This is a genomic window from Microcoleus sp. B9-D4, from assembly GCF_036705105.1.
Classification (GTDB): Bacteria; Cyanobacteriota; Cyanobacteriia; order Cyanobacteriales; family Microcoleaceae; genus Microcoleus.
On the sequence record NZ_JAUBTS010000012.1, the window covers coordinates 36,635 to 45,492 of the forward strand.

Consider the following 8,858-nt stretch of genomic DNA (forward strand, 5'->3'; position numbering starts at 1 on the left):
AACTGACTACTGACTACTGACTACTGACTACTGACTATTTCCCACAGGAATCTCGATCGCAAATTCCGTGCCTTGACCCGGTGCAGAATCACACTTAAGCAGCCCGCCGTGTTTTTCCACTACAATTTGATAGCTGATAGACAGCCCCAAACCTGTACCTTTACCAGGTTCTTTCGTAGTAAAAAACGGATCGAACAGCCTTTTGTGAACATCTATCGGAATCCCCGGCCCGTTGTCAGCAATCCGAATCACAATATGAGAAGGATGCCGCATTGAATCATCAGAAACAGCAGAATCTGCTTGCATCACAGCATCCTGTTCATATTTTACATCCGTACAAATCCGCAGCGTCGGCGAAGGACAATGAGGAATAGGCGCCAGTTGTCCCTCTGCCCACTGTCCAGTCTCCATTGCCTCTTCCAAAGCATCAATTGCATTGCCGATAATATTCATAAAAACCTGATTCAACTGTCCTGCATAACACTGTACGCGGGGCAAATTCCCGAACTCTTTGAGCAGCGTAATTTTTGGATGTCCTGCCGTTTCTTTAAACCTGTGCTGCAAAATCAACAAAGTGCTTTCAATCCCTTCGTGAATATCCACCTGCTTTTGTTCGGCTTCGTCTAATCGCGAAAAATTCTTCAGTGACAGCACAATTTGGCGAATTCGCTCTGCTCCCATTTTCATCGAATTTAACAATTTCGGCAAATCTCTGAGCAGAAAATTCAAATCGATATCATTTATCTCTTGTTTAATTGCTGGTGTTGGGTGCGGGTATTCCTGCTGGTAAAGTTGCAGCATTTTTAGCAAGTCTTTAAAGTAATCGTCAGCGTGCATGACGTTGCCGTAAATAAAGCTAACTGGATTGTTGATTTCGTGAGCTACCCCAGCGACTAATTGCCCCAAACTTACCATTTTTTCATTTTGAACCATCATGCTTTGAGTTTTATGCACGTCCCGCAGGGCTTTTGCCAATTCTTGATTTTTAGTCCTCAATTGACTTTCGGAAAGCTGCACCGCTTCTTCGGCGTGTTTGCGCTTGGTAATATCTTTGCGAATTGCTACATATTGATGAGGTTCTCCGCTGGTATTTAAGCAAGGTACAATCGTAGTATCCAACCAGAATAATGTACCGTCTTTAGCTTGATTTTTCATTTCTCCCCGCCAAACCTTTCCCTGGCGGATGGTTGACCAAAGCTGCTTGAAAAAATCTGCTGGGTGATAGCCAGAATTGACAAGTCTGTGGGTTTTGCCGATCAGTTCTTCTCGCGAATATTTAAATTGTTCGCAAAATTGATCGTTGACATAGGTAATGACTCCGAATTCGTCGGTATTCGAGACAATTGCCGATTGATCTAAGGCAAATTTTTCAAATTCTAATTCTTGGAGAGTTTGGCGCAATTCTGCTTCGGCTTGTTTGCGATCGCTAATATCGGTAATCATCCGCAACACCCCGGAAAATTCGCCCTCAGCGTCGAACATCGGCGTCGCGGACACGATCGCCCACAAGTGAGAGCCGTCTTTCCGAGTAAACTTAAAATCGTGGCGTTCGCGAATGCCTTCCCGCCTGCGCTGGACATAACTTTCAGCTATTTCCCTAGATTCTCCGTCCATAAACTCAAATAGCGATCGCCCCAGCATTTCCTCCACAGTATACCCCAGCATTTCGGCCATCCGAGAGTTAGCAAAAGTCGTGATACTTTCGCTATCAAACATCCAAACGCCCTCCGAAGCCGTCTCGACAATGCAGCGGTAATAATTCTCCCTCTCCCTGAGTGTTTCCTCTGCTTGCTTGCGATCGGTAATATCAGTTTGCACCGCAATAAAACCTTCTAGTTCGCCATTTTCTTGATAAATTGGGGCGATCGAAAGCGCCACCCAATAACCCTTTCCATCCTTTTTGTAATTGTAGATTTCCTGATTAAACGGCACGCCTGCCGCCAAAGCCGATCGCAGTTGAGCAATAGTTAGCGGGTCGGTTTGAGGGCCTTGCAGTACATCACCCGGTTTTTTTCCCTGCATTTCTGCTAGCACATAACCGCTAATCCGAGTAAATCCTTCATTCACCCATTCAATGCAGCCTTGAGCATCAGTAATAATCACACCATTTTGCGTTTTTTGAGCCACAATGGCCAAGCGCAACAATTCTGTTTCATTTTTTTTGCTTTCCGTAATATCTTCAGCAATACCCAGAATGTACTTAGGCGCGCCAGACTCGTCAAATAAAGGAACTTTTTTCGTGTGCAAAATCCGCTTTCCCCCGCGCGGAAGTTCGATAGTTTGTTCGGGCAAATCGACGCCTTTTCTAGTGGCCAGCACTTCTAAATCTTGTGCATGCAAGTAATTGGCATCCTCTGACTTCAACAAGTCAGCAGCATTGTTTAATAGCACTTCATCCCTGGAATAGCCAAACAATTCTTCGCTAGCAGTATTCCAATAAATAAATTTTTGCTCTACAGCATCTTTAATAAAGACACTAATCGGTAGATTTTGCAGTACCGCATTCAGAAAATCTTGAGTGTTTCGCAGCTTTTCCTCAGCTCGCTTTCGTTCCGTAATATCTAAAATCACTCCGTCGAGATAAACAACCCGACACAGAGAATTTGCGATCGGCGAAACCGGCGAAACCGGCGAAACCGGCGAAACCACAGCCGACAAAAAGTCCTCAATTTGTCCTTGTCCCTCTTGTCTTCCTCTCGCCTCGTCCGCCTCGCAGCAAATAGCTTTGCCTTTTTCGTAAACCCAGCTAATTTCGCCGTCAGCCCGGACAATGCGGTATTCAAGGATGTACGGAGTTCTAGTTGCTACACTTTTTTTGACAACAGCATCCACATTTTTGCGGTCTTGAGGATGGATAATGCTTGCCAAGGAACGGACGCGATCGTTGATAAAATCAGAAGATGGATAGCCTGATATTTCTTGAACCGCCTCGCTCAAAAACGCCATTGTCCGTGTTAATTCCCCGGCGTCCGTATACTCGCAGGTACAGCGGTAGACAGCACCGGGAATATTAGCTACTAAATTTTTATATTTTTCTTCGCTTTTTAACAAAGATGAGCCGTCTTCGTTATTGTGATCGCCGTTCTTAAATTTAGAAGAATTCGAGGAAATTTGCATGATTTTTTCACTTGTGAGTGCGGGGGCAAGTGTTAGAGTAGATGACCCTATAAAAAGTGAATTAAATTTGCGAAATAATTCGTTATAAACTAATATAGTACAAAATTAGTTCGGCGAACATTCAGAAAATTTGAGGGCGGGTAATAGGTAAAGCTAATCAAGGCTAGAGATGTAGAAAACACTTCCCCAACGAATTGTCTAACGAATTTAAAGGATTTAACTGAGATGTTGCACCATTCTCAATAAGCCTTTTAGGGGCGGGCTAGAAGCGCCCACCGCACAAGAAATTCATTCTTTGTGAAACAGGCGCGAAAGCCTGTTAAGCGAGAATGGTGCAAGATGTGAGTTTAACGGATTTAACGGATGGATGTTGAGGTTCGAGGGAAACAGGGAAGATTTTCCCACTTTCCCACTCTCCGACTCTCCGACTCCCCCACTCTCCCCCTTCCCCACTCCCTCACTCTCGTTAGAATAAGATAAGTTTCCTTGCTACCGATCGCCCCTCAAACAAAACACCATGACTCAACAACAACCCCGGATTTGCATTCTCGGCGGAGGCTTCGGCGGACTCTACACAGCCCTGCGCTTGAGTCAGTTACCCTTCTCCAAAACCGAAAAACCCGAAATAGTTCTCGTTGACCGCCGCGATCGATTTTTGTTCGTTCCCCTGCTGTACGAACTCCTGACCGGCGAACTCCAAACCTGGGAAATTGCCCCGCCGTTTGCCGAACTCTTAGAAAACACAGGCGTGCGCTTTTGTCAAGGTACTGTCTCCGGCATCGATGTGGAGGAAAAGCGAGTGCAGTTGCGCGACGGGCCAGAAATTCCGTGCGATCGCCTTGTTTTAGCTTTAGGCGGCGAAACCCCTCTAGATATGGTTAAGGGTGCGGTTGAATACGCTTACTCATTTCGCACCCTCGACGACGCCTACCGTTTAGAAGAAAGACTGCGGTTTTTAGAAGCCAGCAACAAGGACAAAATTCGGGTGGCGATCGTCGGCGCCGGTTATTCGGGAGTAGAATTAGCTTGTAAATTAGCCGATCGACTCGGAGAAAAAGGCCGCGTGCGGTTAGTCGAGCAAAGCGACATGATTCTGCGGACATCACCGGAGTTTAACCGCGAAGCCGCCAGCCAAGCTTTAGAAAAACGGAAAGTGTGGATCGACTTAGAAACAGAAGTAGAGGCGATCGAAGCGGACACAATATCCTTACTTTACAAAGGACAATTAGACGTTCTCCCCGTAGACATAGTGCTGTGGACAGTAGGAACTCAAGTTAGTCAAGCAGTGCGATCGCTACCCCTCAAACAAAACCGCCGCGGTCAATTAATAGTCAATTCGCAAATGCAAATAATCGACCATCCAGATATATTTGCCTTGGGAGACTTAGCTGAATGTCACGATGCAAATGGTCAAAAAGTCCCCGGAACAGCCCAAACAGCCTTCCAGGAAGCTGACTACACCGCATGGAACATTTGGGCCTCCCTCACTGGCCGCCCATTACTTCCTTTCCGCTATCAGCCGCTAGGAGAAATGATGACATTAGGAATTGACAACGCCACCCTAGCCGGTTTAGGAATTAAACTCGACGGACAACTAGCCCACATTGCTCGCCGCTTAGCTTATCTCTATCGGATGCCAACATTTGACCATCAACTAAAAGTTGGTTTCAATTGGATTAGTAAACCGATTCAGGATTTGCTTAAAAACTAATCGATGCTTCTTCAAATAGATACAGCAGATTCTACGTTTATGAAGTACACCCCCGATCGATCGATACCCGTAGGGGCACTCCAAGAGTCCAAGGCCTGTCAATTTAAGGCTGTTTCCGTCAGTCCGTCAGTCCGGCAGGGGTTGAAACCCCTGCCTCAAAGCGGAAGTCCTCTAAAAGAGGACTAATAGACATCTCCTAAAAAAATTATGGAAGCCTTGCCGTATTTGGACAAAAACCTATTTTTGGGAGATGTCTAATGAATTATGCAGTCCTCTTTTAGAGGACTTTAGCTATTAGACAGGGAATTTATTCCCTGGCGGACTGGCGGGCGAGTGCGACAGCTAGAGAATCTTAGGCAAAAAAAAATGCAAACTTCCACATTTCAACAGCCAAAAACAGAAGTTACACCGCTAATCGAGCGGGAAATTCTGTTTGGAAACCCCGAAAAAACTAGCCCAAAACTTTCACCAGACGGCAAGTATATCGCCTACATTGCACCCGATGAACACAACGTCTTGCAAGTGCAATTCCGTACCGTCGGTCAATCAGACGATCGCCAACTGACAGCAGATAAAAAACGCGGCATCCGCATCTTTTTCTGGACGTACAGCGGCGAAGAGCTCATTTATCAGCAAGATATTGATGGTGATGAAAAATGGCATTTATTCTCAGTCAATATCCAGTCAAACCTGGTGCGCGACTTGACACCATTTCAAGGCGTTCGAGCTCATCTGATTGCCCTTGACCGCAACTTCCCCAATGAAATATTAGTGGGAATGAACATCCGCGATCGGCGCAAACACGATCTTTACCGCATCAACCTGCAAAACGGTGCCGTTGAACTCGACACCGACAACCCAGGAAACATCGTCAATTGGGCTGCTGACGCCCAATTTCAAGTGCGGGCGGCGACAGCCACAAATGCCGACGGCGGATCAGAATTGGTGTTTCGGGAAACTGCGGACAAGTCTTGGGAAAGCCTGCGAAGCTGGGGGCCCGACGAGGAAGGCGGTGCCGTCATGTTCTCAGAAAACGGCAAAATTCTTTACATCATGGGCAATCATGATGCTAACGCCAAACGTTTGATCGCATTAGACTTAGAAACCAAACAAGAAACGGATCTCGCCTCTGACCCAGAATACGATGTCGGCGGCATTGTCGTACACCCCACCAACCGAGAGATTCAGGCGGTTTCCTTCTACAAGGACAAGCAAGAGTGGCAGATTTTAGACCAAAGCATAGCAGAGGATTTTGAGGCGATCGGCAAATTTCGCCCCGGCGAATTCGACCTTACCAGCCGCAACCTCGCCGATACCACTTGGCTAATCGCTTACAGGACAGACGACGGCCCAGTTTACTACTATGCCTACGATCGCACTTCCAAAACCTTCACCTTTCTGTTCAGCAACCAACCCAAACTCGAAGGGCTACCGCTATCATCAATGGAACCCATTTCTTACACCGCAAGAGATGGTTTAATCATTCACGGCTACCTGACAAAACCGGTTGGTGTCTCAACACCCGTACCGACAGTCTTGCTAGTACACGGCGGCCCCTGGGCACGCGATACCTGGGGTTACAACTCACAAGCCCAATGGCTGGCAAACCGAGGTTACGCCGTTTTGCAAATCAATTTTCGCGGTTCCACCGGCTACGGCAAAGCCTTTCTTAATGCTGGCAATCGCGAATGGGCCGCTAAGATGCACAACGACTTGCTAGATGGGGTTAATTGGCTGGTAGAAACAGGAATTGCCCAACAGGATAAAATTGCGATTATGGGCGGTTCTTACGGTGGTTATGCTGCCTTAGTGGGATTGACTTTTAGTCCCGATGTTTTTGCCTGCGCCGTCGATATTGTCGGGCCAAGCAATTTGATTACACTGCTGCAAACTATTCCCCCTTACTGGGAACCGAGAAAAGCAAGTCTGTATCACCGCGTCGGCAATTTGGAAACAGAACCAGAGTTTCTGAAATCGATCTCGCCTTTATCTTTTGTCGATCGCATCCAGAAACCTTTGCTAATCGCCCAAGGTGCTAACGACCCGCGAGTAAAAGAAGCAGAAAGCGAGCAAATTGTCCATGCCATGAAGCAAGCCGGCAAACCTGTAGAATACGTGCTTTATACAGACGAAGGACACGGATTTGGGCGGCCGGAAAATCGCCTGCACTTTTATGCGATCGCCGAAGAATTCCTCGCTAAATATTTAGGAGGCAGATTTGAACCGGCGGCCAACATTCCCAATCATTCCGGTGTAGTAAATCCGCAAACAACTAATTAGAAGGAAGAAGGAAAAAGGAAGAACAAAGAAGGAATTACTCAAATCTCTTTTCTCTTCTCTTCTCTTCTTTTCCTCTGTGTTCTCTGTGTCCTCTGTGGTTAAATCATTCCGATGCAACCGGATGTGCGATAAGTCCTCTTTCCTCTTCCCTTTTTCTTCTCAAATGACCAAAATTATTTTTCTCGATGCCGCAGGCACGCTATTTGACGTGCGCGGCAGCGTCGGCGAAGTCTACGGAAAATTCGCCCGCAGTTGGGGAGTAACTGTTTCTAACGAAGAGTTAAATGCAGCATTTTTCCAAAGTTTTTCCCAATCAAATCCGATGGCATTTCCCGGAAAAGAATTAGCCAAAATTCCCCAGCTAGAATTTGAATGGTGGCAAGCAGTTTGCGCGAACGCTTTTCAAAGAGCAGGCGTTTTCAATCAATTCTCAGACTTTCCCAAATTCTTTGCCGAACTCTACGCTCATTTTGCCACCGCCGAACCTTGGTTCGTCTATCCCGACGTATTGCCAGCATTAAATAGGTGGCAGCAACAAGGGATTGAATTAGCAGTAGTATCGAATTTCGATTCCAGAATTTATGCAGTATTAAAAGCACTAAATTTAGCTGAATATTTCACATCAGTAACAATTTCTACCGAAGTTGGTGCAGCAAAACCCCAGTCTCAAATTTTTACCGCAGCTTTGCAGAAACACAACTGCCTTGCCGAGAATGTGTTGCATATCGGCGACAGCTTCAAGGCGGACTATTGTGGCGCTAAAAATGCTGGTTTAAATGCAATTTGGTTGAATCGCCAACAAGAAAAACTGGATTTAGGAAAGTTGGATTTAATTTATTTTCAGAAAATAGAGGAATTTGCCAGTCTGGATTTTATATAAATATGATTTTTATGAGGTCAAGGTTAGGATTTTTATGAATTGACTTTGAGAGCTACTTATTGAATAATATGGATAATTTAACCGCAGAGAGCGCAGAGGGCGCAGAGGAAGAAAAGAGAGAGATGGTTGCTATATTTAATTTCTAGTCGGAAAGAACTTTACCGATACTAATGGTGAACTCTATGGAAACTCGACTCACTCAAACTCAGTTAGCACAGGTAGTCGCTGAAATCGACAAGTTATCGCAGCGGCGCGAGTTAGAATTGGCCCCAGATCAGGTAAGAGAAATTTTACGGGAGTTGAATCTTCCTGATGAGCTTTTAGAAGATGCGATCGCCCAAATGCGCCGCCGCGAAGCCCTAGAAAAACAGCAGCGACGCAACCGCTGGATCGCGATCGCCTCGACAGCCGTTGTCATTTCTGCGATCGGTATAGGTGTACTGTTCGGGCAAAATCAGCAACAAAAAACTGCTCAAGTTGTGGGAGGAGAAGACAGGATTGCCCTATCTCAAAAGGGCGGTGACAGCCTCACTCAAGTCAACCGTCAAATCAACCCCCGCATCTACTACCAGGTGACGTTGAAAAATGCTCTGATCGGCAATCAGTTGTCTCTGCAATGCGATTGGATTAATCCCAGCGGTGACATTGTTCATCAGGGCAGGTATCAAACTAGCACGATCAATACTGCGGTTTGGAATACCCACTGCTTTTACGATCTCGGATCTGCTGCCGCCCCCGGCAAATGGGAAGTTCGGATGTCCCTGGATGGGCGCGTCATCAGCCGTGAACCTTTCACGGTGAAATAAATAGACTTATCCAAAAAAGCCTGTTTTGAACAGGCTTTCCGGCCTGTTCCACAATAATTATTGG

6 protein-coding genes are annotated in these 8,858 nt (G+C 46.2%); 5 read left to right on the plus strand and 1 reads right to left on the minus strand.

Features of this window, described 5'->3' with window-relative positions; genetic code table 11:
* Positions 1-27: 27 nt before the first annotated feature.
* The gene (locus tag QUB24_RS10195) at positions 28-3,117 is read right to left on the minus strand and encodes a PAS domain S-box protein (RefSeq protein ID WP_333153048.1); all 3,090 of its coding nucleotides are present in this window, start codon (positions 3,115-3,117) and stop codon (positions 28-30) included.
* 517 nt (positions 3,118-3,634) lie between these two features.
* On the opposite strand from QUB24_RS10195, the gene QUB24_RS10200 reads away from it, so the two are divergent.
* From QUB24_RS10200 to QUB24_RS10220, 5 genes are all read left to right on the plus strand, one after another.
* The gene (locus tag QUB24_RS10200; RefSeq protein ID WP_333153050.1) at positions 3,635-4,828 is read left to right on the plus strand and encodes an NAD(P)/FAD-dependent oxidoreductase; all 1,194 of its coding nucleotides are present in this window, start codon (positions 3,635-3,637) and stop codon (positions 4,826-4,828) included.
* A 3-nt stretch (positions 4,829-4,831) separates the two neighbouring features.
* Positions 4,832-5,014 carry a hypothetical protein gene (locus tag QUB24_RS10205; RefSeq protein WP_333153052.1) on the plus strand — a complete coding sequence of 61 codons (183 nt, stop codon included), beginning with the start codon at positions 4,832-4,834 and terminating at the stop codon, positions 5,012-5,014.
* A gap of 180 nt (positions 5,015-5,194) precedes the next feature.
* A complete protein-coding gene (locus tag QUB24_RS10210) occupies positions 5,195-7,108 on the plus strand; it encodes a S9 family peptidase (protein ID WP_333153054.1) in 1,914 nt (637 codons plus the stop codon).
* Positions 7,109-7,271: 163 nt separating this feature from the next.
* A complete protein-coding gene (locus QUB24_RS10215) occupies positions 7,272-7,988 on the plus strand; it encodes an HAD-IA family hydrolase (protein ID WP_333153055.1) in 717 nt (238 codons plus the stop codon).
* 182 nt (positions 7,989-8,170) lie between these two features.
* Positions 8,171-8,794 (plus strand): DUF3859 domain-containing protein, encoded by a 624-nt coding sequence (locus QUB24_RS10220; RefSeq protein ID WP_333153057.1) that lies wholly within the window; start codon positions 8,171-8,173, stop codon positions 8,792-8,794.
* Positions 8,795-8,858 lie beyond the last annotated feature (64 nt).